Genomic DNA, 26,917 nt, shown 5'->3' with positions numbered 1-26,917 from the left:
TTATCCTCTATTACATCGGCGGCGTCAGGCCGTCGCGGCCGACGCTGACGCGGTTGGTTTCGAACGAGCCGTCCGGCAGCTGCTTCATGAAGGCGATAACCTTGGCGCCGGCCTTCAGATCGGATTTGTCGCCGGGCACGAAGGTCACCACCGGCGTATTGTCGGCGACGAACACCTTCTTCTCGCCGTCCTTGTACTTGACCAGCAGCGTATGGCCGTCATTGCCGACCACGCTCTCCGACACGGTCGCATTGGTCATGCTGGAGTTGGGCTTGAGGTCGTAGGGTCGCGAGCCCTCGCCGGTGCCGCGCATGCTCTCCGGAAACACGTGGACCTCGACCGCGTTCGCGCCGCCATCCGGTCCGGGCACGGTGGTGGCGCCGACGAAGGAGCCGGGCTTGATGTCGGCACGTGAAATCCTGGTAATGCCTGACACGTTCACGTCGGAGGCGATGTGCAGCTTGACGTCCTCGCCGCCGCGCGCCTTGACCTGCATCGTGTCACCATTGACGCTTTCGATCGTGCCACGCACGCGCGTCGGCACCGGCGCCCTTTGCGCAAGTGCCGAGAGGGTCGAGACGGCCACCATCGCGACGGCGATGAGCGGACGTGTGAAAGTTGCACGTTGAACAGACATGATGGTCTCCGATTGTCCCTATCGCCCTTACGGACATAGAACTCCGGAGGTTACGCGCTATTCTTTCAAGTCTTTGTGAGATCAGCCTCGACCAGCGCACGCAGCTCGGCCGTGACCTGCGGTCGCTGGCCGAACCACAACTCGAAGCCGCGGACCGCCTGATGCAGCAGCATGCCGAGCCCGTCGGCGGTCTTCAGCCCGCGCGCCTTTGCGGCCGCCAGCAACGGCGTCACCAGCGGGACATAGACGAGATCGGCGACGACAGCGCCATCCGGCAGGCGCGCCACTTCAAGGTCGAGTGAAGGCTGATCGTACATGCCGAGCGAGGTCGTGTTCACGAGAAGTTTTGCACGCGGCAGGATGTCGTCGATCCCCTCCCACGCAACCGGATGCACCTTCGGTCCGAACTGGCTTGCAAGCATCTCGGCCCGGGCGATGGTGCGATTGGCGAGATGCACGCAGCTGATGCCGCGTTCGAGCAGCCCGAACACGATGGCGCGCGCGGAGCCGCCGGCGCCCAGCACCAGCGCCTCGCTGGCTGCGTCCCAGCCGGGCGCGCTGGCATCGAGATTGCCGATAAAGCCCTCGACGTCGGTGTTGGTCGAGCGCAGCTCGCCATCCGCGAACCACAGCGTGTTGGCCGCACCGATCGCCTGCGCGCGGGCATCGGGCGTCGAGAGCTCAAGTACGCCCTCCTTGTGCGGGATGGTGACGTTGGCGCCGACGAAGCCGCGCAGCGACAGCCGCAGCACGAAATCGCGCAAATTATCGGGTGGAACCGCCTCGATGACATAGCCGCCCTCGATCTCGAGCGTGCGCAGCCAGTAACGATGGATCAGCGGCGAGCGCGAATGCGCGGCCGGCCATCCGATCAGACAGGCTGCGGGAGCCTTGGTCACAGTCGTCCTCCCCTGGGGTCGTTTCGGAGGCGATCCATTTCGCGTCCCGCAGGCCCTGTCAAGCGCGCGGGCCGTCTCGGGAGAGGCTCGACGTCAGGTCGTGCCTGTCTCACCGGCTGCGGGGTGCGCCGCACCGCCCTTGATGTCGGCGACCGCACGCGCGATGGTCTCGCGATAGCGCGCGCGTGGCGGCGTGACGCCATGGGTGAGCAGCGCGCGGCGAACCGTTGGCGATGCCCCCGTGATGAACAGCCGGATGCCCTGCCGGTGGGCCTTGGCGGCGACGCGGCCGAGCACGTTGGCCGCGGTCGAATCCAGAAACGGCACCGCGGCGAAATCGACCACAAAACCCTTGCGCTTGTCGGCGATGCCGTCGAGCACGCTGCCGATCGCCGAGGCCGCGCCGAAGAAGAACGCGCCGGTGATGCGATAGACCAGCACGTCGCGATCGACCGCGAGCGCGGGGTCGTAAGGCACGCGCTCGCCATTTTCGTCGTCGGGACGATCGGCAGCCACCATCGGCGAACGTTCCTCGATGCCGGTCATTTCCGCCATGCGATGGATGAATAGGACCGCGCCAAGCGCGAAGCCGACCAAAATGCCTTCGGTCAGGTCGCGGAAGATGGTGAGCAGGAAAGTTGCGAGCAGCACGACGGCATCGCCCCATGACGAGCGCAGGAGCGTCGCAAATTCGTGCTTCTCCGCCATGGTCCAGGCCACCACGACGAGCACGGCAGCGAGCGCGGCCAGCGGGATGTAGCTGGCGAGCGGCGCTGCGATCAGCATGAACAGCAGCAGGAAGACCGAATGCAGCATGCCCGCGAGCGGCCCTCGCGCGCCGGCGCGGATGTTGGTCGCGGTGCGCGCGATCAGCCCCGTGACGCAGATGCCGCCGAACAGCGCCGAGCCGACATTGGCGGCGCCTTGCGCCACCAGCTCGCAATTGGAGCGGTGACGGCGACCGGTCATGCCGTCGGCCACCACCGCCGACAGCAGCGATTCGATGGCCGCGAGCAACGCGAAGGAGATAGCATCGGGCAGCACGGCGGTCGCCTTCGCAAGCGAGAACGCAGGCAAGGCCGGCGAGGGCAGTTCGCGCGGAATGCCGCCGAAGCGCGATCCGACGGTCTCGACCGGCAGCGACAGCACGGCACATGCGACCGCCGCGAACACGACCGCGATCAGGATGCCCGGCCAGGACGGGAGCCAGCGTCGCAGGCCGGCGATGATGGCAATGCTCACGATCGCGACCGCGAGGGCCGACGGATTGACGGTGTGCAGGCCTCCTGCAAGCGCGACGAGTTTCGGAACGAATTCGCTCGGCTCCTTCGCGACCAGCGTGATCCCGCCGAGATCGCGCAGCTGGCTCGCGAAGATGATGACGGCGATGCCAGCCGTGAAGCCGACCGTCACCGGATACGGAATGAACTTGATATAGGTGCCGATCCGCAGGAAGCCCGCAGCGATCAGGAACAGGCCCGCCATCAGCGTGGCCAAGATCACGCCGTCGACCCCGTGACGGTCGGCGGTCGCCGCAACCAGCACAATGAAGGCGCCGGCGGGACCGCCGATCTGGAACCGGCTGCCGCCGAGCAGTGACGCAATGAAGCCGCCGACAACAGCGGTGTAGAGTCCGCGGTCCGGCGTCACGCCCGAGGCGATCGCGATCGCCATCGACAGCGGCAACGCGACGATCGCGACCGTGAGGCCCGCGAACACATCGGCGCGGAAATCCGATAGGCCATAGCCCTCGCGCCATACGGTGACGAGCTTTGGCAGATAGAGTTCGGTAAAGGTCGGCTGACGAAGCTGGTGCAGCTTGCCTGCGTGTTCGCCTGTGATGCTCATTTCAGCAAAATGCTCCGCTGCCCACAACGCTCCGATGCATCGTGCGGCCGCGTAGCGGGGCGCGACGGTGCGTTAGTTAAGACTGCTTCCGAGCACGATCATTGCGGGATCATGCTCCCACTCGCCGCGGCGACCCTGGCTGCTTGAGCCGAACGCCACGTCCGCCGCCTTCGCTGCGCGCCTGTTCGCCGATCAGCTCGACGCCGGCCCGATCAAAGGCTTCGACCACCTTCATCAAGGTCTCGACCACGCCGCGGACGTTGCCGGTGCTCGCCTCCATGCGCTGAATGGTCGGCAACGAAACGCCTGCAAGCTCCGCCAAGGCTCTCTGGTCAATGCCGAGCAGCGCGCGCGCTGCCCGCATCTGGAACGACGTGATCACCTTGGCCTCACGTTTCAGCCTTTATAAGTGATATCTGAAGCATGTACAATGACGTAAAATACATCATCTGAGGCCGAACGCAAGGGGAAGTTGGCCGTGCAAGCCACCTCCTCCACCGTCATTGCGAGGAGCGAAGCGACGAAGCAATCCAGAATTCCTCCGCGGAAAGACTGGATTGCGTCCGCCTTCGCTAAAGCTTCGGCCGACAAGTCGCTGCGCTCGCAATGACGGTTGGGAGGAGAGCGTGAGTCCAACCTTCACCACGCGAATGGTGACAGCCCCTCACCCCCGCCCCTCTCCACGCAACAACGGGGAGAGGGAGTGAGACAATGATGCGTCCCTTACTTCGGCAGGCCGATCACGCCGCGTGCTGATGCGCTGCGATGATCTGGTCGGCGGCGCGCCCCGTGACTTCGGCCATGTGGTCGAACTGGCGGGTGAAGCTGCCGGCGCCTGCTGTGGCCGAGCGCAGTTCGACGATCAACTCGCCAATCTCCGCTTCCGGCATCATGGCGCGGACGCAGTCCCATCCGCTCCAGCCGTCGCGGGTGTCGAAGCCGAGGATCTGGCCGCGCCGCGCCGACAGGATCGCGTTGATCTTGGCGGTGGCGTCAGTCGGGCAGACGATCTCGACTACATGGATCGGCTCCAGCAGCACCGACTGGCATTGCGGAAGGCCTTCGTTGAGCCCGACCCGCGCCGCCGTGCGGAAGGCGAGGTCGGAGGAATCGACGCTGTGATAGGAGCCGTCGGTCAGCGTCACCTGCAAATCGGTGACCGGGAAACCGAGCGGGCCGCGGGCAAGCCCGTCGACGACGCCCTCTTCCACCGCGCCGATGTAGTTGCGCGGCACCGCGCCGCCGACCACCTTCTCGGCAAACTTGAAGCCTTCGCCGCGCGGCAGCGGCCTGATATCGAGCACGACATCGCCGAACTGACCATGGCCGCCGGACTGCTTCTTGTGGCGGCCGCGCTGGACGATCGGCTTGCGGATGGTTTCCTGATAGCCGATCGCGGGGGGATGCGAGGCGACTTTGACACCGAAACGGTCGCGCAGCCGCTCGCTTGCGACGCGCAAGTGCATCTCGCCCTGCCCCCACAGTACGGTGTCGTGGGTCTGGGCGTTCATCACGAAAACGAGCGAGGGATCCTCCTCGTGCAGCCGCATCAGCGCCTGGCCGAGCTTGACGTCGTCCTTGCGGTCGGTGGCCGCAACCGAGATCGCGAGCACCGGCGGAGTGGGCTCGCCGGCGGCGAGCGCTGTCGGCTGGGTCTTGCCGTTCGAGACCGTGTCGCCGGTCTTGATCGGGTCGAGCTTGGCGAGCGCTATCGTGTCGCCGGCTTCCGCCGCGGCACGCTTGGTATCGTAGGCCCCGGTGACGGCGAGGATGCCGGAGATGCGGCTCGCCCCGCCGGAGGAGGATTGCAGGGTGGCACCGTCGTCGAGATGACCGGCGAGCATCCGCGTCAGTGACAGCTTACCGCCGTGCTGCGAATGCAGCGTCTTGAAAACGAAGCCGAGGGCGTCCCTGGTCTCGGGAACGCCGAGACGCTTTGCGGTCTCCGCGATACCGGGCGCCTCGTGGCGCAACGCTTTCATCAAACGCAGCACGCCGTTTTCGCGTGCGGCGGCGCCGAGCAGCACGGGGCAGATCAGCCCGTCACGCAATTCCCGCGCGAGATCATCGAACACGGCATCGCGCGGCGGCTGGATGTCCTCGAGCAGCTGCTCCATCAGCGCATCGTCGTGATCGGCGAGCTTCTCCAGCATCGAGAAGCGGGCCTCCTTCTCGCGATCGAGATCGCCGCCTTGGAGCGCGACCACTTCGGAGGCCTTGTGCTCGCGGTAAATGAACGCGCGCTCCAGCGCGAGATCGACGAAGCCCTCGATCAGCTCGTCCTTCCAGATCGGGATCTGGCGCAGCACCAGCGGCACGCGCGAGGCGGGCTGGAGCATCTCGAGCGTCTCGCGGATGCGCTTGTTGGCGCGGTCGATCTTGTTGAGGAACAGGAAGCGCGGGATCTTCAGCTCCTCCAGCTCGCGCAGAATGATCTGAAGCTGCGGCAGCTTCTTCTCGTCGGCTTCGCAGACCACGATTGCGGCGTCGACCGCAGGCAGCGCGGCGCGCATGTCGTGGGCAAATTCGACGGAACCGGGACAATCGAGAAAGGTGTAGCTGTCACCCATGAAACTCGTGGTGACGGCAGTCAGCCCGACGGTCATCTTGTGATGACGGGCCTCTGGCGTGGCGTCGCCGACGGAGGTTCCGGCGTCGACGCTGCCGGCGCGCGGGATTGCGCCCGTTCGCGCCAGGATGGCTTCGAGAAGTGTGGTTTTACCGCTTTGGAAAGGGCCCACCAGCGCGATGCACCGTGGACCTCGGGGACTTCTGACGTCTTGTCCCATTCGCCGCCTCCTTGGTGTGGAGCTCGGCCCGTGATTGGGTCGGCAAACGCCGATGCTCTGCCCGTCCCCGAGATTTGGCAAGCATCAAACGTCGCTGCGGTGCGTCGTCGGTATTTCCTCCTCGCCCGAAGAGAGAGGTGAGGAGGAACGCTTCGGCTGGCGCCGAGCCTCAACGGCCCGGGCGGAGTTCCAGGCTCTCGAGGCCGGCGGCGACATTGAGGCCGACCTGGCCCTGCACGCTGAGCGGCTGGAGCGCGATCGAATTGTTGGAGCCGCCGACCAGCACGTTGCCGCCGAGACCGACGCCGACCGATGCGCTGCCCTGCGCACCGGCGTAGGTGCCGGCAAGGTCGCCCGGTCCGAGCCGGTTCACCGGCGCGAACACGCCCCAGGCGAGTGCCGTTTCCTGGGTGATGCCAATGTCGAGGCCGACCTTGCGGATCGTCGCGACGTAACGGTCGTCCGGCAAACCATCGACGCGCAGCACGCAGCCGAGATGGGTCACCGATCCCACGATGAAGCCCACGCTGGCGCCGCCGCGGCATTCGAGCACGCCCACCTGCACCATCCGCGACTGCGCGCTGGCGCCCGCGACGGAGGCAACGAGGCTCGCAACGGCAAGCCCGGCGAGGAGGAGTGAACGGCGCATGAAGATCTCCGGCGATGAATGTGATGCGAGTAGAGAGAGCGCCCTACCCGTGGTGCGCGATGGTCTATGCCACAACAGTTCCGGTGGCGCCAGATCGCGCAGACTTGAAAGAAGAAGGGCCCGCGTTGCGCGGGCCCTTTGATGTCACATCAGGTCTGCGAGCTCAGCGCAGATTGCCGCAGAAGCGCTGGATTCGCTTGCAGGCGTCTTCGAGGTCCGAGGTCTTGGTCGCGTAGGAGATGCGGAATGCCGGGCCGAGGCCGAAGGCCGAACCCTGCACCACGGCGACGCCTTCCGTCTCCAGCAGTTCGGTGACGAATGTCTCGTCATTGTCGATCACCTTGCCGGACGGCGCGGTCTTGCCGATCGTGCCGGCGCAGGACGGATAGACGTAGAAGGCGCCTTCGGGACGCGGGCACTCGATGCCCTTGGCCTGGTTGAGCATGGAGACGACGAGGTCGCGGCGCTCCTTGAAGACCTTGTTGTTGGCGGGGATGAAGTCCTGCGGACCGTTCAGCGCCTCAACGGCGGCCCATTGCGCAATCGACGACGGGTTCGAGGTCGACTGCGACTGGATCGTCGACATCGCCTTGATCAGCTGCGCCGGCCCGCCGGCATAGCCGATGCGCCAACCGGTCATGCAATAGGCCTTCGACACGCCATTCACGGTGAGCGTGCGGTCGTAGAGTTTCGGCTCGACCTGCGCGACCGTTGTGAATTGGAAGTCGTCATAGACGAGATGCTCGTACATGTCGTCGGTCATGACCCAGACGTGGGGATGCTTGACCAGCACGTCGGTGAGCGCCTTCAACTCGGTCCTGGTGTAGGCGGCTCCCGTCGGGTTCGACGGCGAGCACAGGATCACCCATTTGGTCTTCGGCGTGATCGCGCGCTCGAGCGCTTCGGCCTGGAGCTTGAAACCGGTCGCGGCGGTGCAGACCACCGGCACCGGCTCGCCGCCGGCGAGCGCCACCATCTCGGGATAGCTGACCCAGTACGGCGCGGGGATGATCACCTCGTCGCCCGGATTGATGGTCGCCATCAGCGCGTTGTAGAGCACCTGCTTGCCGCCGGTGCCGACGATGATCTGGTTCGCCTTGTAGACGACGCCGTTCTCACGCTGAAACTTGGCGATGATGGCGTCCTTCAACTCGGGAATGCCGTCGACCGCGGTGTACTTGGTCTTGCCGGCTTCGATGGCGTGGATCGCGGCCAGCTTGATGTTGGCGGGCGTGTCGAAGTCGGGCTCGCCGGCGCCTAAGCCGATGACGTTGCGGCCCGCCGCTTTCAGCGCACGTGCTTTATCCGTGACCGCGATGGTCGCGGACGGCTTCACACGGTCGAGCGCAGCGGCAAGGAAGGACATCGTCATCTCCTGACAAGCGTCGCGAACCCTTTGGCTTCACGACTCCGATTGTGGGAATGAGCCACCCTAAAACGAGTGCCGTTGCGCCGCAAGAAACTTCGGCCCGATCTCGGAAAAGTTTACGTGTCTGACGCGCATCAAGCCGCGATTTCTCGCAATATTCCGCAACTTTGCGGGGCAAATCCCACATATCCGACAAGGCGTGTCCTCGGAGCAATTTTGGCGCCTTCGAGGGCCATGAAACGAGAACGTCGTCATGCCCGGGCCTGTCCCGCCTGCGCGGCCGAAGCCGCTTCGGCGAGGCGAAGGCCCGGGCATCCACGTTCTTCGTGCCGTATGCAGCGCGTAGATGGCCGGGACAAGCCCGGCCATGACGATGCGGAAGCTTCAGTGCCAAAACGCGGCCGCCGTTTCTCGCACACGATCGCGTCGAGCAACGCACTTGCGCGTTGACGCAAGCGTGAACTGAGTTGGATGGTCGCACGGAAATGATCTTCCGCCGCATTGCAATGCGGTAGGGTTTTCGAGTTTTTCTATTGGCCGGGTCTTGCGGCGGATTCGCATCGGCATCATTGTTTAGCCGCGTTGCGGGGCAACAAGCGCCGCGCCCTCCCGTCTTCCGGAATCATCCTCAGAATGTACAAGCTCTATTCGATGCAGCGCTCGGGCAACAGCTACAAGGTCCGCCTTGCGTTGGCGCTGCTGAACTTGCCTTACGAAGCGGTCGAGGTGGACATTCTGCGCGGCGAGAGCCGCACCCCGGACTTCCTGGCCAAGAACCCATCCGGTCAGGTGCCGCTTCTCGAGGTCGGCGACGATCGCTATCTCGCCGAATCCAACGCCATCCTCTGGTATGTCGCAGTCGGCACGCCGCTCGCACCGGAGAACCGCATCGATCGCGCCGACGCGCTGCAATGGATGTTCTTCGAGCAGCACGCGCTGGAGCCGAACATCGGCGCGGCCTATTTCTGGCTGTCGCTGGTGAGGGGCGGCCGCGACCTCCAGACTCATTCGCTGGAAGACTGGATGGAGCGCGGCTATGGCGCGCTCCAGGTGATGGAGAATCACCTCAAGACCAACGCCTATTTCGCCGCCCGCCAGCTCACGGTCGCCGACATCGCGCTGTACGGCTACACCCACCTCGCCGACCGCTGCGACTTCGACCTCTCGACCTTCCCGGCGATCCGGGACTGGCTGAAGCGCGTGGAAGCGGCCCCCGGCTTCGTCGCAATGGACTGGCGGCCGGCCGACATCGAGGACCCCGCCAGCATCGCCGCGGGCGCTTGACGGCGCGTAGTGCTCTGCGAATAGCGGGCACAAGGGCCATCATTGCCGCAATCTCGCCGTTTTCGCTCGATTGGCCGCCGCAATATTGCCGATTGGAACAGTGAAATTGTTCGATGTCGCGGGTGATTCGCTCGCGCGTTGAAGGATTTAGACCATGATTCGGGCGTCCGGCACGGCAGGCTTTCAGGGCCCACCCGCTACCGTTTCGTCTTCCCGGCTGACCAACGCGGTCGCGGCCTCGCTCGCCGTGGCCGCGCTCTCGCTGTGCTTGATCGTCACCCTGACGGTGCTGTCGACCAAGGCGACCATGGCGATGGGCCTGCCGGTCTGATTCCCGCTTCATCCTGGACCCGCCTTCAAGGCGCCGCGTGGCCCGCGCCGACCGGCATCGCGACAGGACGTCGATGAAATCACCTGTGGTAGTCGTTGCAATCACCCTGACCGCGGCCATCCTCGTCGCGGCATCGCTGTTGATCTTCGTCGGCACGCGCAAGGGCCAGGGGACGTCGACGCTGAATGCGCCCGCGCTGCAACAGCGTCTCAAGCACGCGCATTTGGTCTAAAATCATCCGAAAGCTTTGCGCGTGAACCAAAGCGCACCTTAAGCACACCGCGCGAAACCGCATCGCAATGGCGCAATGTTCGGTCAGTGTTGCCGCCTTACCTCGTCCAGGGAGGAGCGAGACAGGCCCATGCGGTTGGGATGGCGTGCGATCTCCGGTCCGGCGCTGACGGCAGCGACTTTGCTGCTGACGATGTTTTTCGATCGCTTCGTCCCCGTTCCCTCGCCCGCGCCGCTGCTCGTCTGTATCGTGGCGCTCGCTGGCGCGCTCTCTGGTCCCGCTTCCGCCGTTGCCAGCGTAGCCATCGCCGTCATTGGCGCGGCACTGCTGCTCCTCAGCCGGCACGGCGTTTCAGGTCTTACCACGGCGGATATGATCCAACTCGGCTTCCTGGCCGCGACGGCCGCGGGCACCGCAGGAATCACCGTCCTGATGCGCCAGCGGCTGCTCGGCACGTTTGCCGCCGAGCGTCGGAGCCACGCCACCGCCGCACGGCTGTCGGCCGCGCTCGACCAGGTCGATATCGGCATCGTGCTGCTCGATGCCGAGACGCGCGCCGAATTCATCAACCGGGCGTTCCGCGATTATTTTGCGGTGCCGGACGACATCGCCGACGGCAAGCCGCCGTTCATCGCGCTGATGTATCATGGCCGCGACACCGGCGCGTTCGAACTACCCGAGGACGAGCTTGGCACCTTCATCGCACAGCGCATGGAGATGGTGCGGATCGGCGATGCCACGCCGATCAACATCGCCTTACGCAATGGCGAGGTGTTGCGCTTCGTCTGTGCCACGCTGCCCGACGGCGGGCGAATGCTGAGCTACACGCCCGTGACCGACCTCGTGCGCCACACCGATGCGCCGTCCCGCGCCGACTACTACCGCTCGCTGCGCGACCCCGCGGGTCGCAAGCTGATCCGGTATCTGCGCGTCGCGGAGTGATGCCCGATTGATCAGCACGTCCATCATCACGTATGAAGGACGCCTCATCGCTCCCGGGAATTCATATGTCGCTCACCATTCGCTCCGTCACGAGGCAGGACTACGAACAATGGCTGCCGTTGTGGGACGGCTACAACGCCTTCTACGGCCGCTCCGGCCCGACCGCGCTCTCGCCCGAAATCACGCGCGTGACATGGCAGCGCTTTTTCGACGCCTATGAGCCGGTGCACGGATTGGTCGCCGAGAGTGACGGCCGCCTGCTCGGGATGACAAATTATCTGTTTCACCGCAGCACCACCGCGATCGAGCCGTCCTGCTATCTGCAGGACCTGTTCACGACCGAGGCGGCACGCGGCAAGGGTGTCGGCTCGGCGCTGATCCACGGCGTCTACGAGCGCGCGAAGCTCGCGGGCTCCCCGCGCGTCTATTGGCAGACGCACGAGACCAACGTCACGGCGCAGCGCCTGTACGACAAGGTGGCCGAGCGTTCCGGGTTCATCGTCTATCGCAAGATCTTCTGATCCTCGCGATCGCGAGGCCTGTGGATAACTCTGCCTGTCACCCGCGCGTAACATAGCGGGACTAGGCTGCAGCTGCGTCTGGTCAGCCCCCCGTCACCGATCAAGCGCCCCAAAGCGGTCCCCGTCAGTCGCCGCGTCTGACAGGGGCCGCATTTTTTTGTCGGCAATTTCTTGTCGGCAGCTCCTTGTCAGCATGGCAGCAACGCGGCGCGCCGCTTGCTGCGGCGGCGCACCGCAGTCACAATACGCCCCTGCCCATCTCCGACAGGGATCTCCCATGGAAATTCGCAATCTCGGCGCCTCCGGCCTGCGCGTGTCTGCGGTCGGCCTCGGCTGCAACAATTTCGGCCAGCGCACGGATTTGGAGACCTCGCGCAAGGTAATCCATCGCGCGCTCGATCTCGGCATCACGCTGTTCGACACCGCCGACATCTATGCCGGCATGGGCGGTTCGGAAACGGTGCTGGGCACCGTGCTGGGCGACCGCCGCAAGGACATCGTGCTCGCCACCAAGTTTTCCAAGCCGATGGCGACCGACGGAACCAAACAGGGCGCTTCGCGCCGCTACATCATGAACGCAGTCGAGGCGAGCCTGACGCGGCTCAAGACGGACTACATCGATCTCTATCAGCAGCACGATTACGACCCGCTGACGCCGATGGAGGAGACGCTGCGCGCGCTCGACGATCTCGTCCGTCAGGGCAAGGTGCGCTACATCGGCAATTCCAATTTCCCGGCCTGGCGCGTGGCGGAGGCCGAATTCACGGCGCGTGCGATGAATGTCAGCCGCTTCGTCTCCTGCCAGGACGAATACAGCCTGCTGGTGCGCGACATCGAAAAGGACCTGCTGCCGGCCGCACAGGAGTACAAGCTCGGCCTCCTGCCGTTCTTCCCGCTCGCAAGCGGGCTCCTCACCGGCAAGTACCAGCGCGGCGCGGCCGCCCCGAGCGATACGCGCTTCGGCAAGGTACCGGCGTTACGCGACCGCTACGTCACCCCGCGAAACGAGGACATCGTCGACAAGCTCGCGGCATTCACGAAAGCCCGCGGGCACAGCATGCTTGAGCTCGCCTTTTCCTGGCTCGCCGCGCGCCCGCAAGTATCGAGCGTGATCGCCGGCGCCACCCGCGTCGAGCAGGTCGAGGAGAACGTGAAGGCGATTGCGTGGAAGCTCGGAGCGGATGATCTCGCCGAGATCGACAAGATCACGCTGGGCTGATCTTTTGGGGCGTGGCGCGCTACTTGGCGCCGTGTCCGACCGTCTGGATCACCTCAAAGCCCTCGAACTGGGGATGGCCGAGATAGGTCGGCTTGGTGTCGCCGGCCCGCGCATGCGCGGCGCGAAACGCCTCCGACTTGGTCCAGGCCTCGAACGAGGCGTGGTTGGCCCAGATCGTGTGCGAGGCGTACAGCGTGTGGTCCTCGAGCTCGGGGCCGCGCAGCAGATGAAACTCGACGAAACCCGGCACCTTGTCCAAATGAGTATCGCGCGAAAGCCAGACCTGCTCGAAGGCGGCCTCGGAGCCCTTGGCGACGCGAAAGCGATTCATGGCGATGTACATGGGTGATGGTCTCCTGATGTTTGGCTGATCATGTCGTCATTCCGGGACGCGCCGCAAGGCGGGCCCGGAATCGCAGGTTAAGTAACCAGCCCCTTCATCGGCCTTGCGCTTGCGCTGTCGGGGAACACCGTTTCGGCCAGTACGCGATCCGACAGGCCGAACTGTCCCTGCAGCACGCCCTTGATCACGGAGCGCAGATCGGTGGTGGGCTTGAGATCGCGGGCCTCGAAGAGGTTGGCGGGCTTGAGGCCGGGCCAGTCGGCGATGACGCGGCCGCCCTTCACCGCACCTCCGGCGAGCAGCGCGATCGTTCCCGTGCCGTGATCGGTGCCGTCGGTGCCGTTGATGCGCGCGGTGCGGCCGAATTCGGTGGCGACCACCACGACGGTGTCGCGCCAGCGTTCGCCGAGGCCGCTTTCGAATTCGGCGAGCGCACCGTCGAGCCCGCCGAGCAGGAACGCGAGGCGACCGACCGGCCCGCCTTCATTGGCGTGCGTGTCCCAGCCATCGAACGCGAGCGCCGCAATGCGCGGGCCGTCGTCGGACGCCATCAGTTTTGCGGCGCCGCGCGCGACCTGCCGCATCTGCGCGACCGCATTGCCCAGCTTCGGCTTCATGTCGTCGCCGCTCGCGGCCTTCTCCAGCTGAAGGCCCTGCGACAGCACGGCTGCCAGCGCGGGATCGCGATGACGGTAGAGCTCGACCAGACGCATCGCGGTGTCGTCATCGGCTTGCGGCAGCGCCACCGGCGCCCAGCCCACGGTCGGCGCATTGCCGCGCAGCACCAGCGGCGTGGTCGGGCCGACGGCAAGAGCACTCGACACCCGCTCGCCACGCGGCAGCGCCTCCAGCGCGCGGTTGAGCCAGCCGGATTGCACGCGACCCGGGCCGGCGTAGCCGCTTTCGAGCACGTCCTGGCCGTCGAAATGCGAACGGTCGCGATAGGGCGTCGCCACCGCGTGGATCACCGCGGCGTGCCTATCGCGGTACATGCGTGCGAACTCAGGCATCGCCGGATGCAGCGCGAAGAAAGCATCGAGCATGATGGCAGGATGCGCGCCGTCCGCCGTGAGCGCGATCGACCCGTGCAGGCCGGCATAATCGGGATCGCCGACCGGCGCGACGGTCGAGAGACCATCGAGCGCGCCGCGCAGGATCACCACGATCAGCCGGGGATCGCGACCGTCCGCCGCGCGGGCGAATTTCGGCAAATAAGCCCAGGCCGCGAAGGACGCGCCGCCGAGCAGGAGGCCGCGGCGCGAGGTGATGAGCCGGTTCTCGACGCAGTCGATCATCATCATCTCCTCTGCATTTCCGGCGACATCAACAGCAGCGCCAGCGCCTGCTGCCGCGACTCCGCCCGCTCGATGGTGCGCCGCGTTTCGATCGAGGCCGCATCTGCTACGGCAAATTCCAGCAGGTCGAGCGGGTCGATGTTGGGCCCGAGCCGCGCGCCCATTTGCGCGGCAATGTCGAGCCGGAGCTTGATGCCTTCGGGCGCAGCCCAGGCGGCGCTGGTATCAGCAAAACCATTCGGGCCGGCTGGCGACCACAACGGCTGGCCCAGCAGATTGAGATTGTTGAGATAGGCGCCCGGATCCTCCGGCACGCGCGCGAGCAGCCGGCCGCTCGCGATCAGGAAATCATAAGGGCTGCGCATCTTCGTCAGCGGCGCCTTCCACGCCTCGTCGGAATCAACCAGTGCCGTTGCGAGCGCCTTGAGATCGCCGTCGGTCTTGATGAAGACATCGCGCAATCGCGCCACCAGCGCCGGCGGCGGATCGTCGGCGACGAAATGTCGGACGAACTTTGTGGCGATGAAGTTCGCGGTCGAGGGATGGCGTGCGATGTCAGCGAGGGCGGCTTCGCCTTGCGCAAGGCCCGTCGGCTCGTAGGTCTTGCCGAGCAGCATTTGCGGCCCGGGCTGGTGCGCATTGACGTTGAACACGAAGGAGCCCGGCGCCCCCAGCTGTCCCTGCCGGCCGGCAAAGGTCCAGCCGGTGATGATGCGCGCGAGCGAGGTGACGTCGTCCTGCGTGTAGCCGCCACCGACGCCGAGCGTATGCAGCTCCATGATCTCGCGCGCGAGATTTTCGTTCAGCCCGCGTTTGCGGTTCTGGCCGGCGCGCGAGTCCGGTCCGAGCGATTGTTGGTTGTCGAGGAAGAAAAGCATCGCCGGATGCTGCTCCACCGCTTTCAGCATGTCGGCGAAACGCCCGAGCACGTGCGGCCTGATCGCCTCGCGCTCGAACGCGCCGGCCCATATTCGCGCCAGTTCGCCCTTGCTGGCGGAGATGCAGAAATGGTTGGACCAGAACACGACCAGACGTTCGGTGAAGCCGCACTCGACCAGGGTCGCGCGCTGCAACCGCGCCAACGCCTCGGCGCGAAAGGTTTTTTGGATGACGTTGAGCGGCTGCGGGGCGGGTTTTGCGGCAGCCGGCGCGGCCGCGTTGGGCTGCATGGCGTCCGGCTTGGCCGTATTGTCGACTGGCTTGTTGTCAGCAGGCTTATTATCGGTCGGCTTGGCCTCGGCCATCTGGCCCGCGATCTCGGTTGCCGCGGCGTTCAGCGAGAGATTGCGGCGCGGTCCGGGCTTCTGATCGGCCGGCGCTTCGGTCGGCGCGCCGGCTTTGGCGGCGGCCTCGCGCGCCTGCTTGACCTGGTCCTGGTAGGCGAACACGGCCTGCCCGAGCTGCGGCGTGGATTGCAGGCCCGGCGCCTCCAACAGCACAGCGTTGGGGCGAGCGAGTTCCGCCTTCACAAAGCCGCGAGGATCGGAGGCCGCGTTGATGAGATCGCCGGATGCGCCGCCGCGGGCGCCGAAGCCGAAACGGTTGAGCGCGACGAGCGCGGCTTGCGAATCGCGGGCCATCGATGTGTCCTTCGCGCGTTGCCAACCGCTTTCCTGATACGTGCGCGAGGCATAATATACCGCAGCGGGGGATGAACCCGACATGAAAATGACAGCACAGCTTTTGCGCAAATCATGACAAATCCGCAAGAACTTCCGGTGCAGGAACCCCGCCGCCTCGCCTGCTCCCGTTGCGGCGCCGAGTTCGGCTGCGACCTCTCAGGCACCTGCTGGTGCGCGGAAGAAACGGCGCGGCTGCCGATGCCGGTCAAGGGCGAGGATTGCTTGTGCCGGGAATGCTTGCGCGAGGCGGCGGCGATGCGTAGCCCGGATGGAGCGCAAGCGTAATCCTCCGCGTCGTCCTGGCGAAAGCCAGGACCCATTACCCCAGGGAGTTGTTCGGCGAAGACTGGTCGTTCGGGACATCTACCCAACGTATCGATAGATTCCGCGGTATGGGTCCTGGCTTTCGCCAGGACGACGCTGAGGGGAGACGGCTCGCGACAACTACACCGCATGCCCCGGGGACTTCCGCGCCATTCCGTCAAACGCATCCAGCAGCTTTTCGCGCCAGGCGTAGACCGGGTCGTCCGCTTCCAGCAGCTTGAACGGACTCGTCACGCGCGCCCACTGAAAGCCACCAAACGCGATGTAATCGGCATAGTTCGGTGCGGCGCCGCCGATGAAGGGCTGCTTCTTCAGGGTCTGCCGCATCACCTCGAGCGATTTGCGGAAGGCGACCACGCCGGCATCGCGGCCCGACATCACCTCTTCCAGACTCTTGCCGAAACGCGCCTCGCGCGACTGGCGGAAATAGGCGGCGTCCACCTCGGCCAGATTCTTCGGGATGTCGGCGATGATCAGCGGAAAGATGCCGCCGACGATGGCAATGTCGCCCCAGGCATTGAGCATGCGCGCCATGGCGCGGCCGCCTTCGCCGCCGAACAGCGACGGACGATCCGGAAACTTGTCTTCGAGATAGGTCGCGATCGCCCAGGAATCGACCACGGGCTGGTCGTCATGCAGCAGCACCGGCACCTTCTCCGAGCCGTGCGGCGCGATCGCGCTCTTCTCGGTGAAGCGCCAGGGCAGCGTTTCCGCCGAAAGGCCCTTGTGCGCCAGCGCCATCCGCGTGCGCCAGCAGAACGGGCTGAACGGTCGCGAGGCATCGGTGCCGACGAGTTCGAACAGTTTGAGCGACATGAAAGGGGTCTCCTGGTATTCCGTCATTGCGAGCGAAGCGAAGCAATCCAGGACTGCCGCCGCGGCGGCATTCTGGATTGCCTCGCCAGCGCCCGCAACGACGATGTGGAGATAGCTCGACCGCACCACCGACGATGCACTTGCATGAAGTTCACCATCCCGCACGCCTGTCAATCGGACCGGCCTCACGCCGCATGACGTAAAATTCTCCGCAGCACCCCCGGCCTCGCACGTTGTGCCTGCCGCATATCGGACCTAAGCTCAGGCCATTTCGAGGATCATGATATTGGCGAGGGGTTTCTGATGAGCAGTATTGCACGACGTGACTTCCTGCTGAGCGCGGCAGCACTGGCCGGCGCGGCCGCAACAAACACTTTCACTTGTGTCGAGATCGCGAGCGCGGCGCCGATCGAGGTGCCGACGGTCGACAAGCTGTCGATCCAGGTGCTGGTCGATTCCAGCTACGACCTGTTCTTCCGTCCCAAGAAGATCAACGGCGTCGCCGTTGCGCCCGCGGCGCGATCGGCCGACTTCCGCAAATCGCTGCATAATGAATGGGGCCTGTCGCTGTGGCTGGAGTCGCAGGGCGGCGGCAACCAGCGCACACTGATGCTGGATTACGGCTATACGCCGGAAGTGTTGCTCAACAACATGGCACTGATCGGGGTCGACCCCAGCAAGCTCGACGCGCTCATCGTCAGCCACGGCCATTACGATCATTTCGGTGGCCTCAGCGGCTTCCTCGACAAATTCCGTGACAAGCTTCCCGCCGAGGTGAGGCTCTATGCTGGCGGCGAGGACAATTTCTGCCACCGCGTCAACCCGACCCCCACACAGGGCCAGTTTTCTGATTTCGGAACGCTGGACCGCCGCCAGCTCGCGGCGCAGAAGGTGACGACCGTCCTGTGCGAGACGCCGACGGTAATCGCCGGCCACGCTTTCACGACGGGCAAGATCACCCGCCGCAGTTCGGAGCGCGTGCTGCCGAACACCCTGGTCGAATTCGGCATCAAGGACGGTCTTGGCTGCAGCGTAGGGCACTATCTGCCGGCCGAGATGGACGGCAAGATCGTCGCAGACGAACACATCCACGAGCACGCGACCTGCTTCAACGTCAAGGATTTGGGCCTCGTCGTCATCTCGTCCTGCGGCCATCTCGGCATCGTCAATTCGGTGAAGCAGGCGCAGGAGGTCTCCGGCATCCAGAAGGTGCACGCCATCGTCGGCGGCTTCCATCTCGGGCCGGCGCCGAAGGACTATCTCATGCAGGTCGTCGGCGAGATCAAGGCGCTCAACCCCGATGTCGTCGTGCCCATGCATTGCAGCGGGCTCAACTTCGTGCAGGAGGCGAGCGCCCAGATGTCCGACAGGGTGGTGGTGACGACGACCGGCAGCCGCCTCACCTTCGGGCTGTGATGCTGCGCTTTGCCTGCTGGCTCAGCCTGGGGCTGGCGCTCGCGCCAGCCTGCGCGGGTGCTGCGGCGGCACGCTCGGCCGCGGAGACGATGGACATCCTGATGTGGAACAGGGAGCCGGTCGGCGGCCCCTTCGTGCTCACCGATCATGCCGGAAAGCCACGCACCGACCGCGATTTCCGAGGGATGCTGATGCTGGTCTATTTCGGCTTCACCTACTGCCCTGATGTGTGTCCGACCGACCTGATGGCGATCGGACAGGCGCTCGAGCGGCTCGGTCCTGATGCCGACGCCGTGCAGCCGGTCTTCATCACACTCGACCCCGAACGCGACACAGCCGAGCATCTTGCCGAATACGTGCCGCTGTTTCACCCGCGGCTGCTCGGCCTGACCGGCAGCCTTGACGCAATCGGGACAGCGGCGGATGCCTACAAGGTCTATTTTGCCAAGGTGGCGAACGGCAAGAATGCCGACGACTACACCGTCGACCACACCGCCTATATCTACCTGATGGATCGCGACGGAAAGTATCTCGGATTTTTTCCGCCGGGCACATCGGCCGAACGCATGGTCGAAATCATCCGGCCGCGGCTTGTGATGCCGCAGCGTTAGGCCCTCACGGTTCAGCCCTCACCGCGGATCTCCGACGTCCGCCTATTGGCGCCCGTGCGCGCGCAACAACTTCTCGCCGTCCTCCGTCACCGCGATCACCAGTCCCATTCCGGGCAGCGTCTCGCGTGCGACATAGCCGCGGTCGGCGGCGTCTTCCCAAATGGTGAGGCGCGGGCACGAGGTCTTCCAGGTCGCGATCACCTCGGCATAGGCGCGCGGCTCGCGCGCAACCCATTCGACGAAGTCCAGCACCAGCGGGTCGGCGGTCTCGCTCATTGCAAACCTCCCTTGTCGAAGGCTGCCAGCACGGGCGTGCGGACCAGCAGCCAGCTGCCATAGGCGATGTAATAGCAGGCGATGGCGGTGATCAGCTTCATCGACCAGGCCACGAATTGCTGGTCGGTCATGGCTTCGAGGATGCGCCGCGCCAGCGTGGTGCCGAGCATCGACGCTGCGATCGCGACGGCCGCGAGCACGGGATCGAGCGTCGCCGCCTGGTCGATCACGCCGCCGAAATAGATCAGCTTGGTGAAATGGCTGACGAGCTGGCACATCGCCTTGGTCGCCACCTTCTCGCGCCGGCCGAAATCGCCGCCGAGGAAGAAGGTGTCGAGCAGCGGCCCCGACACGCCGGGTCATCAGCATGAGACCCATGCAGATCGTGCCGTAGACGGTGCCCTGCCAGAGACGGTCCGGATCCGGCTTGATGTTCGCGGGCAGCAGCCGCGCCATGAACGGGGTGATGCCGAGCAGCAGCAGCGCGACAGACTTGTCCGGCACATAGCGGGTGAGCGACCACGCCGCGAGCGCGATAGCCGCGCCGACCATATAGTTCGCGACCGGCCGCCAGCGGATATGCGCGCGCCAGAGAAAGGCGCGCCAACCGTTCGAGGCCATCTGCGTGATCGCATGCAACACCATCGCGGTCGGCAGCGGCATCAGGGCCAGCAGCACGCCGATCAGGATCAGCCCTCCCGCCATGCCGAACAGCCCCGACAGGAATGCGGTGCCGACCATCAGCAATCCAAGGGCAGCGATCATGATGGGAGTCACGTAAAAATCTCCGGTTGGCCTTCCCCCCGCTCGCGGCGAGAAGCGAAGGGGAACGTGCCCCGCTTGCCCCGTCTACGCAAACTGAGTTATCTTGGCCTGGCATCAGCTTTCCTGAGGGTCAGTCATTTGCGGCGCTTGCTGTTTCTCAACGGCATCAAGGCATTCGAGGCCGCCGCGCGGGCCGGCAGCTTTGCCGCGGCCGGCCTCGAGCTGAGCGTGTCGGCGGCCGCGGTCAGCCGCATGGTGCACATCCTGGAAGAACGGCTCGGCGTCGCGCTGTTCGAGCGCAAGGCCAACAAGCTGCTGCTCACGCAGGCGGGCCGCGCCTATCAAAGCGGGCTGACGCCGATCTTCGACGCGCTCGCAAGCCTCACCGCCCAGGTGACGGCGCCCTCGAGCGTCCGCGTGCTCACCATCGGCATCGGCCACACCTTTGCGATGCGCTGGCTGATCCCGCGCCTGTCGGAGTTTCGCAGCGAAGAGCCCGACATCGAGGTGCGCTTCACCACCGGCGGCGCGTCAGTGCCATTCGGCGAGGACTGGAGCTGCGGCATCCAGCTCGGGACCGGGGACTGGCCGGGGCTGGTGGCCGAGCCGCTGTTCGCCGGCGACCTCACGCCGGTTTGCGTGCCCCGCCTCGCTTCCTCGCTGAAGCGCCCGGCCGATCTCAGGGGACCGAGCCTGATCCGCGTCGCGCATTCGCCCGAGGACTGGCCGATCTGGCTCAAGGCCGCGAACCTCGCGCGCATCAACGCGCGCGGGCCGGAGTTCCAGTTCTACGGCCAGGCGCTCCAGGCTGCCGCCGACGGGCTCGGCGTCGCCATGGGCATCCGGCCCTATATCGACGACGATCTCGCCGCCGGCCGATTGGTAGCGCCATTCGACCTCTCGGTGCCCAAGGGCATGCGCTGGTACCTGCTCTATCGCAGCTTCCAGACCGAGCAGCGCGACTTTGCCGCGTTCCGCCGCTGGATCATGCGCGCGGCGTCGGAACCTGCCGCCCGTCCGGTGAGGCGAACCGGCCGCACCGCCGCGCGGAACTGACGCTGCAACAGCCTTTTAGTCAAAAAAGCCCGCCGCTTGTGAACGGCTTCACATCCCAAAATGGGCAAACGTGGTCCCCTGACCCTCCAACAAGGCGCTCGAACAAGACATTTTGGGGACTGCAATGACGACCATCTACGACGGCTTTGACATCGAATCCTTCGAAGCTGGCAAGGGGCTGTGGCACGCCCGTATCCGCCGTGCCGATTTCAGCCCGGTTGCCATCGACGGCGTGCTGTTTCCGGCCATGGAAGTCGGCTTCGCCTGGCCCGATCCCGATGCCGCGATTGCCCATGCCAAGCATCACATCGATCGCTTCCGCCGGCGGGCCGACGACAGCGACGACGAATAAGCGAGCGGGACTGCAGGCGAACCAGGGAACGGCGCAGGGTCAAAGGGGGAAACCGGTCATGTCAGTCATCGAATTCGAAGACACGCCGCGGCCGAGGATTTACACCCGCAATGTGATGTCGAGCTGCCCGGAATGCGACGGCGATCTCACGGTGCTCCGCGTGATCGGCGGCCGTGCCGGATGCGAATATTGGGCCATGCGCTGCACCGATTGCGGCGGCATCCATCTCGACATCCTCGAGCCGCGCCAGGCGGCCGGGGACGACGAGGGCCCGCTGCCGGCGGCCTGATCGCAGATCCGGCAATCCGGGCCTGCTGCCAACCTGCTGTCAGCATGCTGACCTAGGAAGGGCATTCGCTCTTTATTGCGAGCCGGACTCGCCCCATATTCGGAGCATGGCGAAGAAACCTGCATCCCCCGAAAAATCCGGCAAATCCCCCAAGACCAAGGCTCCGAACGCCAAGGCACCAAATTCCAAAGCGCCGAATTCCAAGGCGTCACGCCCGGACGTGCAGCCGATCGGGCCGGCGCTGGCCGAGTTGCTCAATCCCGCGATCAATCGCGGCGATGCCGGGCTCGGATCGGGCACCGGCCTGCAGCCGCCGCCGGACAATTCGCGCGACCGCCGCTCCGGGGGCGAAGCCGCCGCGCATCGCGCGCGCGCTTCGACGCCGAAGGAGTTTCCGCAGGACAATACGCGGCCGATGCCGCTGCGGCCCAATCCGCAGCCATCCGGGGCCCGCAACGCGGGCTTCGACGAGGCACCGCAGGCCAATTACGGAACCGCGGCCACGATCCCGACGCTCGATCCGGAACTGGCGCGTCAGCTCGGACTTCCCACGGAAGAGGACGATGCCGAAGCCCTGGCGCGTCCGCCGCGCAGCAAGATGGAGGCGCTCGGCGTCAAGGCGACCGCTGACGCGCTGGAATCGCTGATCCGCGAGGGCCGGCCGGAGTTCCGCAAGGACGACGGCTCCACCAGGGTGTGGACCCCGCATCGGCCGCCGCGGCCGGAAAAGTCCGAAGGCGGCGTGCGCTTCGAGATCAAGTCGCACTACGAGCCGCGCGGCGACCAGCCGACCGCGATCGCCGAGCTGGTCGAAGGCATCAATCGCAATGACCGCTCGCAGGTGCTGCTCGGCGTCACCGGCTCCGGCAAGACCTACACCATGGCCAAGGTGATCGAGGCGACGCAGCGCCCCGCCATCATCCTGGCGCCGAACAAGACGCTCGCCGCCCAGCTCTATGGCGAGTTCAAGAGTTTCTTCCCGGACAACGCGGTCGAATATTTCGTCAGCTATTACGACTACTACCAGCCGGAAGCATATGTTCCTCGCACGGACACCTACATCGAAAAGGACTCCTCGATCAACGAGCAGATCGACCGCATGCGCCACTCGGCGACGCGCGCGCTGCTCGAACGCGACGACGTCATCATCGTGGCCTCGGTGTCCTGCATCTACGGTATCGGCTCGGTCGAAACCTACACCGCGATGACGTTCGCGCTGAAGAAGGGCGAGCGCATCGACCAGCGCCAGCTGATCGCCGATCTCGTCGCCCTGCAATACAAGCGCACCCAGGCCGATTTTACCCGCGGCACATTTCGCGTGCGCGGCGATGTCATCGACATCTTCCCGGCGCACTATGAAGACCGCGCCTGGCGCGTGAACCTGTTCGGCAACACCATCGAGACCATCGAGGAGTTCGATCCGCTCACCGGCCACAAGCAGGACGAGCTCGAATTCATCAAGATGTACGCCAACTCGCACTATGTGACGCCGCGCCCGACGCTGGTGCAGGCAATCAAGTCGATCAAAGCCGAATTGAAGATGCGGCTCGACCAGCTCCACGACCAGGGCCGCCTGCTGGAAGCGCAGCGGCTGGAGCAACGCACCACCTTCGACCTCGAGATGATGGAGGCGACCGGAAGCTGCGCCGGCATCGAAAACTATTCGCGCTATCTCACGGGGCGCCTGCCCGGCGAGCCGCCGCCGACGCTGTTCGAATACGTGCCCGACAACGCGCTGGTGTTCGCCGACGAAAGCCACGTCACCGTTCCCCAGATCGGCGGCATGTTCCGTGGCGACTTCCGCCGCAAGGCGACGCTCGCCGAATATGGTTTCCGCCTGCCCTCCTGCATGGACAACCGCCCGCTGCGCTTCGAGGAATGGGACATGATGCGACCGCAGACGGTCGCAGTCTCGGCGACGCCCAGCGCCTGGGAGATCAACGAGAGCGGCGGCGTGTTCGTCGAGCAGGTGATCCGACCGACCGGACTTATTGACCCTCCCGTGAACATTCGCCCGGCCCGCACCCAGGTCGACGATCTCGTCGGCGAAGTCCGCGCCACCGCCCAGGCCGGCTACCGCTCGCTGATCACGGTGCTGACCAAGCGCATGGCTGAGGACCTCACCGAATATCTGCATGAGCAGGGCATTCGCGTCCGCTACATGCACAGCGATATCGACACCATCGAACGCATCGAGATCATCCGCGATCTGCGCCTCGGCGCGTTCGACGCGCTGGTCGGCATCAACTTGCTGCGCGAAGGCCTCGACATTCCCGAATGCGCGCTGGTCGCGATCCTCGATGCCGACAAGGAAGGATTTTTGCGCAGCGAGACCTCGCTGATCCAGACCATCGGCCGCGCGGCGCGCAACGTCGACGGCAAGGTGATCCTCTATGCCGACCAGATGACGGGATCGATGGAGCGCGCCATCGCCGAAACCGACCGGCGCCGCGAGAAGCAGGTCGAGTACAACACGGCGCACGGCATCACGCCGGAGAGCATCAAGAAGTCGATCGGCGACATCATGAACAGCGTCTACGAGCGCGATCATGTGCTGGTCGAGATCGGCGGCCACGACATGACCGACGACGTCATCTCGATCGGCCACAATTTCGAAGCCGTACTCGGCGATCTCGAAACAAGAATGCGCGAGGCCGCCGCCGATCTGAACTTCGAGGAAGCCGCGCGGCTGCGCGACGAGGTCAAGCGCCTGCGCGCCACCGAGCTCGCGGTGGTCGACGATCCCACCGTCAAGCAGCGCACCGTGCAGGGCAAGGCCGGCGCCTATGCGGGCGCGAAGAAATACGGCGATGCGGCGAATTTGCCGGTCAGCGCCATGAAGAAAAAGACCGTGAGCTCCGCGCTGAAGGCGAGCGGCGGCGGCAGTGGCTCGAAGGTGCACAAGCCGCATCTCGACGAGATGCACGGCCCGGAGTCGTTGCCGTATCGGGGGGACCGCGCGCTGCCGACAAAGCCGTTCGGCGGCGAGAGCCGCATCATCCAGCCGACGGACTCGCGGCAGTCAGGTCCGGAGTTTGGGCCATCGCCGCGGTCGAGCGGAGGGGCGCCGGGGCATAGAGGTGGGTGGAAGAAGAGGTAGGGGGCGCAGCAGCGCCGCCCATGGTTATTCATGGCGGCGTCCCAGAAGGATCAGAACGCGAACTCACACCACGCTTGCCGCCAGCAGCGACAGCAGCAGCACTGAGGCCACCAGCTGCATCGAGGTCGCCGGCTTGGCGCGCCAGCAGGCGATCTTGTCGGAGAAGGACAGGCTGGCGTCGAAGAACAGCGGTTCGTAGGCGTTCTTTGCGAATCTCGGGAATGTCGATCCCGCCCAGATAGCGAGACAGCTGTAGAAGATCGACGCCATCGCGATGGTGAGGACATGATTGCCACCGCGGTCATGTCCCAGCAGCTTCACCATCAGCGACGCCGCGGCGAAGATCGGGAAGCCCTGAAGGATTGTGGTGAGCGCAAAGCCTTCGAGCCAGTTGAGCGGCCCGGATTTCGACGCGGTGATGAAGGACATGATGCGATTACCCCACGCTCGCCGTCACTACCGCCATCACCGACAGCAGCAGCACGATGGTCATCAGTTGCAGCGAGGCGACCGGCTGGGTGCGCCAGGCCGTGATCTTGTCGGCGAGCGACAGATGGGCCTCGAAGAACTTTGGTTCGTAGACGGTCTTGAACAGATGCGGGAAGCTCGGCCCGAAGGTCACCGCGAGCAGCGCATGGGCGAGCGAGGCGATGGCGACGAAGATGGCGACGCCGGGATCGCCAACCAGGTCGTGATTGCCGACCAGCTTGAGCAGGAAGGCGGCGGCGGCGAAGGTCGGGAAGCTCTGCAGCGTCGCGGTCAGCGCGAGGCCTTCGACCGCATTGTGCAGGCTGGACTTTCTGACTCTCGCGATGGCGGCCATGGCACGTCTCCCTGATGACATGCGGATGAATCTAGCCGCCATCAGGGAGGCCTGATGTGAGATGCGTCACGCCCATTTCCTCTGCGGGAACAAGGCGCGCGCCCGGAAGGGTTACAGCTTGCCCTGCCCGTTCACCTGGCTCTGCTGTTGCCGCTGTCTCTCCTGCTCTCGCTGCTCCTTGGCATGGTGGCGGCCGTAGAGGCAGCCGGCGGCTGCGCCGAGGACGCCGTGATGGCCGGCATAGTGGCCGGCGACGCCGCCGACGACGGCGCCCTTGATGCAGCCCTTCGCATTGGCGGCGGAGGTCGCGCCAAGCATGAGAAGTGCAGCGGCGATGGCGGCGAGGGATTTCATGGATCGATGTCTCCGGATGCAGTGTCGCAGTCTCAACAGGCACGAGCCCGTCCCGGTTCCCGCGTTCGCTTCCTGCGCCCAGGCCAGCCGCGCGCGAATTCGTGTAGGTGCGCGGTCACTCAACCCTTAAGTGCAGCCATGAACCTGGCATTGCGCTGGCGCGTCATATCGTCTGCAATATCCCCTGTGGTTTTGCGGATTGCCGGTGTCCGAGGCCGCGCGTTAGCCTTGCGCAACTCCACACGGCCAATGAGGACGGGCGGAATGACGGTCGAGAAGCTCAATCGCCAGCGCGTGCTGCATCTGCTCGATGCCATCGCGCGCAGCGACCTCCAGGCTGCGCTCGCCTGCTGCACCGACGACGTCGACTTCCTTACCCACGCGCCGATCGACGTGCTGCCGCACATGGGCCCCTGCCACGGCAAGAAGGAACTTGGCGAGTTCTGGCGCACCGTGCAGGAGCGATACGCCGAGATCCGCTACGAGGCGCCGCAGATCGTCGCCGAGGGCGACGCGGTCGCGGCCTATCTGCGTGTGTTCTTCAGGAAGCGCAGCAACGACCGCATCGTTCAGGTCGACATGGCCGTGTTCTACACTTTCCGCAACGGCCAGGTGGCGCAGATCCGCGAGATCATCGATTCCTACGATTTGGTGCAGCAGGTGCTGGAACGCGAGATCGGCCCGCTGATCGTGGGCGAGCGGGTGGACGGGGGCTAGCTCTCTCCAATCAGCCCGGACCGGGAAACTACGGGGTC

29 protein-coding genes and 1 pseudogene are annotated in these 26,917 nt (G+C 65.3%); 14 read left to right on the top strand and 16 right to left on the bottom strand.

All coding sequences use genetic code 11. The features are described from left to right. Positions 1–10: 10 nt before the first annotated feature. The 7 genes from ABIC03_RS24135 to ABIC03_RS24105 all read right to left on the bottom strand — a co-directional run bounded on the left by ABIC03_RS24135 (position 11) and on the right by ABIC03_RS24105 (position 8,188). Positions 11–637, bottom strand: coding sequence for a hypothetical protein (locus tag ABIC03_RS24135; RefSeq protein WP_354061625.1), 627 nt, complete (start codon positions 635–637; stop codon positions 11–13). A gap of 65 nt (positions 638–702) precedes the next feature. Continuing rightward, positions 703–1,536 carry a shikimate dehydrogenase gene (locus ABIC03_RS24130; protein ID WP_354061623.1) on the bottom strand — a complete coding sequence of 278 codons (834 nt, stop codon included), beginning with the start codon at positions 1,534–1,536 and terminating at the stop codon, positions 703–705. A 93-nt stretch (positions 1,537–1,629) separates the two neighbouring features. Next, on the bottom strand, positions 1,630–3,384 hold the full coding sequence (locus ABIC03_RS24125; protein ID WP_354061621.1) for a SulP family inorganic anion transporter: 1,755 nt from the start codon (positions 3,382–3,384) through the stop codon (positions 1,630–1,632). A 109-nt stretch (positions 3,385–3,493) separates the two neighbouring features. Next, the gene (locus tag ABIC03_RS24120) at positions 3,494–3,766 is read right to left on the bottom strand and encodes a helix-turn-helix domain-containing protein (protein WP_354061619.1); all 273 of its coding nucleotides are present in this window, start codon (positions 3,764–3,766) and stop codon (positions 3,494–3,496) included. Positions 3,767–4,124: 358 nt separating this feature from the next. Next, positions 4,125–6,173 carry an elongation factor G gene (locus ABIC03_RS24115; protein ID WP_354061617.1) on the bottom strand — a complete coding sequence of 683 codons (2,049 nt, stop codon included), beginning with the start codon at positions 6,171–6,173 and terminating at the stop codon, positions 4,125–4,127. A gap of 169 nt (positions 6,174–6,342) precedes the next feature. Continuing rightward, positions 6,343–6,822 carry a DUF992 domain-containing protein gene (locus tag ABIC03_RS24110; RefSeq protein ID WP_354061615.1) on the bottom strand — a complete coding sequence of 160 codons (480 nt, stop codon included), beginning with the start codon at positions 6,820–6,822 and terminating at the stop codon, positions 6,343–6,345. Positions 6,823–6,985: 163 nt separating this feature from the next. Next, positions 6,986–8,188 carry a pyridoxal phosphate-dependent aminotransferase gene (locus ABIC03_RS24105; RefSeq protein ID WP_275172483.1) on the bottom strand — a complete coding sequence of 401 codons (1,203 nt, stop codon included), beginning with the start codon at positions 8,186–8,188 and terminating at the stop codon, positions 6,986–6,988. Positions 8,189–8,824: 636 nt separating this feature from the next. On the opposite strand from ABIC03_RS24105, the gene ABIC03_RS24100 reads away from it, so the two are divergent. The 6 genes from ABIC03_RS24100 (at position 8,825) to ABIC03_RS24075 (ending at position 12,720) form a co-directional block, all read left to right on the top strand. Continuing rightward, positions 8,825–9,475 carry a glutathione S-transferase family protein gene (locus ABIC03_RS24100; protein WP_007596746.1) on the top strand — a complete coding sequence of 217 codons (651 nt, stop codon included), beginning with the start codon at positions 8,825–8,827 and terminating at the stop codon, positions 9,473–9,475. A 154-nt stretch (positions 9,476–9,629) separates the two neighbouring features. Next, positions 9,630–9,806, top strand: a complete 177-nt coding sequence (locus tag ABIC03_RS24095) for a hypothetical protein (RefSeq protein WP_007614766.1) — start codon at positions 9,630–9,632, stop codon at positions 9,804–9,806. 37 nt (positions 9,807–9,843) lie between these two features. Then, positions 9,844–10,038 carry a hypothetical protein gene (locus tag ABIC03_RS24090; protein WP_275172527.1) on the top strand — a complete coding sequence of 65 codons (195 nt, stop codon included), beginning with the start codon at positions 9,844–9,846 and terminating at the stop codon, positions 10,036–10,038. A 129-nt stretch (positions 10,039–10,167) separates the two neighbouring features. Beyond that, entirely contained in the window at positions 10,168–10,980 is an 813-nt protein-coding gene (locus ABIC03_RS24085; protein ID WP_354061612.1) for a PAS-domain containing protein, read from the top strand. Between the two features lie 65 nt (positions 10,981–11,045). Beyond that, positions 11,046–11,501, top strand: coding sequence for a GNAT family N-acetyltransferase (locus tag ABIC03_RS24080; RefSeq protein WP_354061610.1), 456 nt, complete (start codon positions 11,046–11,048; stop codon positions 11,499–11,501). Positions 11,502–11,778: 277 nt separating this feature from the next. Continuing rightward, positions 11,779–12,720 carry an aldo/keto reductase gene (locus ABIC03_RS24075; RefSeq protein WP_354061608.1) on the top strand — a complete coding sequence of 314 codons (942 nt, stop codon included), beginning with the start codon at positions 11,779–11,781 and terminating at the stop codon, positions 12,718–12,720. 19 nt (positions 12,721–12,739) lie between these two features. Here ABIC03_RS24075 and hmuQ read toward each other — a convergent pair whose 3' ends face one another. The 3 genes from hmuQ to ABIC03_RS24060 form a co-directional block, all read right to left on the bottom strand. Beyond that, complete coding sequence (gene hmuQ / locus ABIC03_RS24070; protein WP_354061606.1) at positions 12,740–13,063, bottom strand: heme-degrading protein HmuQ; 324 nt, start codon at positions 13,061–13,063, stop codon at positions 12,740–12,742. 77 nt (positions 13,064–13,140) lie between these two features. Then, positions 13,141–14,358: a DUF1501 domain-containing protein gene (locus ABIC03_RS24065; RefSeq protein WP_354061604.1), complete on the bottom strand. Its 1,218-nt coding sequence runs from the start codon at positions 14,356–14,358 to the stop codon at positions 13,141–13,143. A gap of 2 nt (positions 14,359–14,360) precedes the next feature. Further along, positions 14,361–15,938, bottom strand: a complete 1,578-nt coding sequence (locus tag ABIC03_RS24060; RefSeq protein WP_354061602.1) for a DUF1800 domain-containing protein — start codon at positions 15,936–15,938, stop codon at positions 14,361–14,363. Positions 15,939–16,052: 114 nt separating this feature from the next. Here ABIC03_RS24060 and ABIC03_RS24055 point away from each other — a divergent pair, with 114 nt between their 5' ends. Further along, positions 16,053–16,265 (top strand): cysteine-rich CWC family protein, encoded by a 213-nt coding sequence (locus tag ABIC03_RS24055; protein ID WP_354061600.1) that lies wholly within the window; start codon positions 16,053–16,055, stop codon positions 16,263–16,265. A gap of 159 nt (positions 16,266–16,424) precedes the next feature. Here ABIC03_RS24055 and ABIC03_RS24050 read toward each other — a convergent pair whose 3' ends face one another. Then, positions 16,425–17,120 carry a glutathione S-transferase family protein gene (locus ABIC03_RS24050; RefSeq protein WP_354061598.1) on the bottom strand — a complete coding sequence of 232 codons (696 nt, stop codon included), beginning with the start codon at positions 17,118–17,120 and terminating at the stop codon, positions 16,425–16,427. Between the two features lie 300 nt (positions 17,121–17,420). Here ABIC03_RS24050 and ABIC03_RS24045 point away from each other — a divergent pair, with 300 nt between their 5' ends. Together ABIC03_RS24045 and ABIC03_RS24040 are read left to right on the top strand one after the other, a co-directional pair. Next, complete coding sequence (locus ABIC03_RS24045) at positions 17,421–18,536, top strand: MBL fold metallo-hydrolase (RefSeq protein WP_275172525.1); 1,116 nt, start codon at positions 17,421–17,423, stop codon at positions 18,534–18,536. Then, complete coding sequence (locus tag ABIC03_RS24040; protein ID WP_275172474.1) at positions 18,536–19,147, top strand: SCO family protein; 612 nt, start codon at positions 18,536–18,538, stop codon at positions 19,145–19,147. The genes ABIC03_RS24045 and ABIC03_RS24040 overlap by 1 nt, the downstream gene beginning before the upstream one ends. 42 nt (positions 19,148–19,189) lie before the next feature. On the opposite strand, the gene ABIC03_RS24035 is transcribed toward ABIC03_RS24040, so the two are convergent. Both ABIC03_RS24035 and ABIC03_RS24030 read right to left on the bottom strand, forming a co-directional pair. After that, the gene (locus ABIC03_RS24035) at positions 19,190–19,423 is read right to left on the bottom strand and encodes a hypothetical protein (RefSeq protein WP_354061596.1); all 234 of its coding nucleotides are present in this window, start codon (positions 19,421–19,423) and stop codon (positions 19,190–19,192) included. Next, a pseudogene (locus ABIC03_RS24030) lies at positions 19,420–20,200 on the bottom strand (TSUP family transporter). Before ABIC03_RS24030 ends, ABIC03_RS24035 begins: the two are co-directional and overlap by 4 nt. 126 nt (positions 20,201–20,326) lie before the next feature. Here ABIC03_RS24030 and ABIC03_RS24025 point away from each other — a divergent pair. The 4 genes from ABIC03_RS24025 to uvrB all read left to right on the top strand — a co-directional run bounded on the left by ABIC03_RS24025 (position 20,327) and on the right by uvrB (position 24,985). Further along, entirely contained in the window at positions 20,327–21,244 is a 918-nt protein-coding gene (locus tag ABIC03_RS24025) for a LysR substrate-binding domain-containing protein (RefSeq protein ID WP_275172471.1), read from the top strand. Positions 21,245–21,368: 124 nt separating this feature from the next. Further along, positions 21,369–21,596 carry a hypothetical protein gene (locus tag ABIC03_RS24020; RefSeq protein ID WP_275172470.1) on the top strand — a complete coding sequence of 76 codons (228 nt, stop codon included), beginning with the start codon at positions 21,369–21,371 and terminating at the stop codon, positions 21,594–21,596. A gap of 58 nt (positions 21,597–21,654) precedes the next feature. Further along, positions 21,655–21,885, top strand: a complete 231-nt coding sequence (locus tag ABIC03_RS24015) for a hypothetical protein (RefSeq protein WP_354061593.1) — start codon at positions 21,655–21,657, stop codon at positions 21,883–21,885. Positions 21,886–21,991: 106 nt separating this feature from the next. Further along, the gene (gene uvrB, locus ABIC03_RS24010) at positions 21,992–24,985 is read left to right on the top strand and encodes an excinuclease ABC subunit UvrB (protein WP_354061591.1); all 2,994 of its coding nucleotides are present in this window, start codon (positions 21,992–21,994) and stop codon (positions 24,983–24,985) included. A 63-nt stretch (positions 24,986–25,048) separates the two neighbouring features. On the opposite strand, the gene ABIC03_RS24005 is transcribed toward uvrB, so the two are convergent. The 3 genes from ABIC03_RS24005 to ABIC03_RS23995 all read right to left on the bottom strand — a co-directional run bounded on the left by ABIC03_RS24005 (position 25,049) and on the right by ABIC03_RS23995 (position 26,162). Further along, complete coding sequence (locus ABIC03_RS24005) at positions 25,049–25,414, bottom strand: hypothetical protein (protein WP_354061589.1); 366 nt, start codon at positions 25,412–25,414, stop codon at positions 25,049–25,051. A gap of 7 nt (positions 25,415–25,421) precedes the next feature. Next, complete coding sequence (locus ABIC03_RS24000) at positions 25,422–25,808, bottom strand: hypothetical protein (protein WP_354061587.1); 387 nt, start codon at positions 25,806–25,808, stop codon at positions 25,422–25,424. Positions 25,809–25,919: 111 nt separating this feature from the next. Beyond that, positions 25,920–26,162 carry a hypothetical protein gene (locus ABIC03_RS23995; protein ID WP_354061585.1) on the bottom strand — a complete coding sequence of 81 codons (243 nt, stop codon included), beginning with the start codon at positions 26,160–26,162 and terminating at the stop codon, positions 25,920–25,922. A 264-nt stretch (positions 26,163–26,426) separates the two neighbouring features. On the opposite strand from ABIC03_RS23995, the gene ABIC03_RS23990 reads away from it, so the two are divergent. Continuing rightward, positions 26,427–26,879, top strand: a complete 453-nt coding sequence (locus tag ABIC03_RS23990; RefSeq protein WP_354061583.1) for a nuclear transport factor 2 family protein — start codon at positions 26,427–26,429, stop codon at positions 26,877–26,879. Positions 26,880–26,917: the final 38 nt, after the last annotated feature.

Origin of the sequence: Bradyrhizobium sp. RT6a (assembly GCF_040547675.1) — a bacterium.
Classification (GTDB): Bacteria; Pseudomonadota; Alphaproteobacteria; order Rhizobiales; family Xanthobacteraceae; genus Bradyrhizobium.
This window is presented reverse-complemented; position numbering and strand designations above follow the sequence as displayed.

Excerpts from the sequence above, each read along its gene's own strand:
- ABIC03_RS24035 (WP_354061596.1), bottom strand. The coding sequence starts at position 19,423 with ATGAGCGAGACCGCCGACCCGCTGGTGCTGGACTTCGTCGAATGGGTT.
- uvrB (WP_354061591.1), top strand. The coding sequence starts at position 21,992 with ATGGCGAAGAAACCTGCATCCCCCGAAAAATCCGGCAAATCCCCCAAG.
- ABIC03_RS24095 (WP_007614766.1), top strand. The coding sequence starts at position 9,630 with ATGATTCGGGCGTCCGGCACGGCAGGCTTTCAGGGCCCACCCGCTACC.
- ABIC03_RS24085 (WP_354061612.1), top strand. The coding sequence starts at position 10,168 with ATGCGGTTGGGATGGCGTGCGATCTCCGGTCCGGCGCTGACGGCAGCG.
- ABIC03_RS24075 (WP_354061608.1), top strand. The coding sequence starts at position 11,779 with ATGGAAATTCGCAATCTCGGCGCCTCCGGCCTGCGCGTGTCTGCGGTC.
- ABIC03_RS24055 (WP_354061600.1), top strand. The coding sequence starts at position 16,053 with ATGACAAATCCGCAAGAACTTCCGGTGCAGGAACCCCGCCGCCTCGCC.
- ABIC03_RS24080 (WP_354061610.1), top strand. The coding sequence starts at position 11,046 with ATGTCGCTCACCATTCGCTCCGTCACGAGGCAGGACTACGAACAATGG.
- ABIC03_RS24115 (WP_354061617.1), bottom strand. The coding sequence starts at position 6,173 with ATGGGACAAGACGTCAGAAGTCCCCGAGGTCCACGGTGCATCGCGCTG.
- ABIC03_RS24020 (WP_275172470.1), top strand. The coding sequence starts at position 21,369 with ATGACGACCATCTACGACGGCTTTGACATCGAATCCTTCGAAGCTGGC.
- ABIC03_RS24100 (WP_007596746.1), top strand. The coding sequence starts at position 8,825 with ATGTACAAGCTCTATTCGATGCAGCGCTCGGGCAACAGCTACAAGGTC.
- ABIC03_RS24135 (WP_354061625.1), bottom strand. The coding sequence starts at position 637 with ATGTCTGTTCAACGTGCAACTTTCACACGTCCGCTCATCGCCGTCGCG.
- ABIC03_RS23995 (WP_354061585.1), bottom strand. The coding sequence starts at position 26,162 with ATGAAATCCCTCGCCGCCATCGCCGCTGCACTTCTCATGCTTGGCGCG.
- ABIC03_RS24005 (WP_354061589.1), bottom strand. The coding sequence starts at position 25,414 with ATGTCCTTCATCACCGCGTCGAAATCCGGGCCGCTCAACTGGCTCGAA.
- ABIC03_RS24105 (WP_275172483.1), bottom strand. The coding sequence starts at position 8,188 with ATGTCCTTCCTTGCCGCTGCGCTCGACCGTGTGAAGCCGTCCGCGACC.
- ABIC03_RS24015 (WP_354061593.1), top strand. The coding sequence starts at position 21,655 with ATGTCAGTCATCGAATTCGAAGACACGCCGCGGCCGAGGATTTACACC.
- hmuQ (WP_354061606.1), bottom strand. The coding sequence starts at position 13,063 with ATGTACATCGCCATGAATCGCTTTCGCGTCGCCAAGGGCTCCGAGGCC.
- ABIC03_RS24050 (WP_354061598.1), bottom strand. The coding sequence starts at position 17,120 with ATGTCGCTCAAACTGTTCGAACTCGTCGGCACCGATGCCTCGCGACCG.
- ABIC03_RS24065 (WP_354061604.1), bottom strand. The coding sequence starts at position 14,358 with ATGATCGACTGCGTCGAGAACCGGCTCATCACCTCGCGCCGCGGCCTC.
- ABIC03_RS24040 (WP_275172474.1), top strand. The coding sequence starts at position 18,536 with ATGCTGCGCTTTGCCTGCTGGCTCAGCCTGGGGCTGGCGCTCGCGCCA.
- ABIC03_RS24110 (WP_354061615.1), bottom strand. The coding sequence starts at position 6,822 with ATGCGCCGTTCACTCCTCCTCGCCGGGCTTGCCGTTGCGAGCCTCGTT.
- ABIC03_RS24125 (WP_354061621.1), bottom strand. The coding sequence starts at position 3,384 with ATGAGCATCACAGGCGAACACGCAGGCAAGCTGCACCAGCTTCGTCAG.
- ABIC03_RS24060 (WP_354061602.1), bottom strand. The coding sequence starts at position 15,938 with ATGGCCCGCGATTCGCAAGCCGCGCTCGTCGCGCTCAACCGTTTCGGC.
- ABIC03_RS23990 (WP_354061583.1), top strand. The coding sequence starts at position 26,427 with ATGACGGTCGAGAAGCTCAATCGCCAGCGCGTGCTGCATCTGCTCGAT.
- ABIC03_RS24000 (WP_354061587.1), bottom strand. The coding sequence starts at position 25,808 with ATGGCCGCCATCGCGAGAGTCAGAAAGTCCAGCCTGCACAATGCGGTC.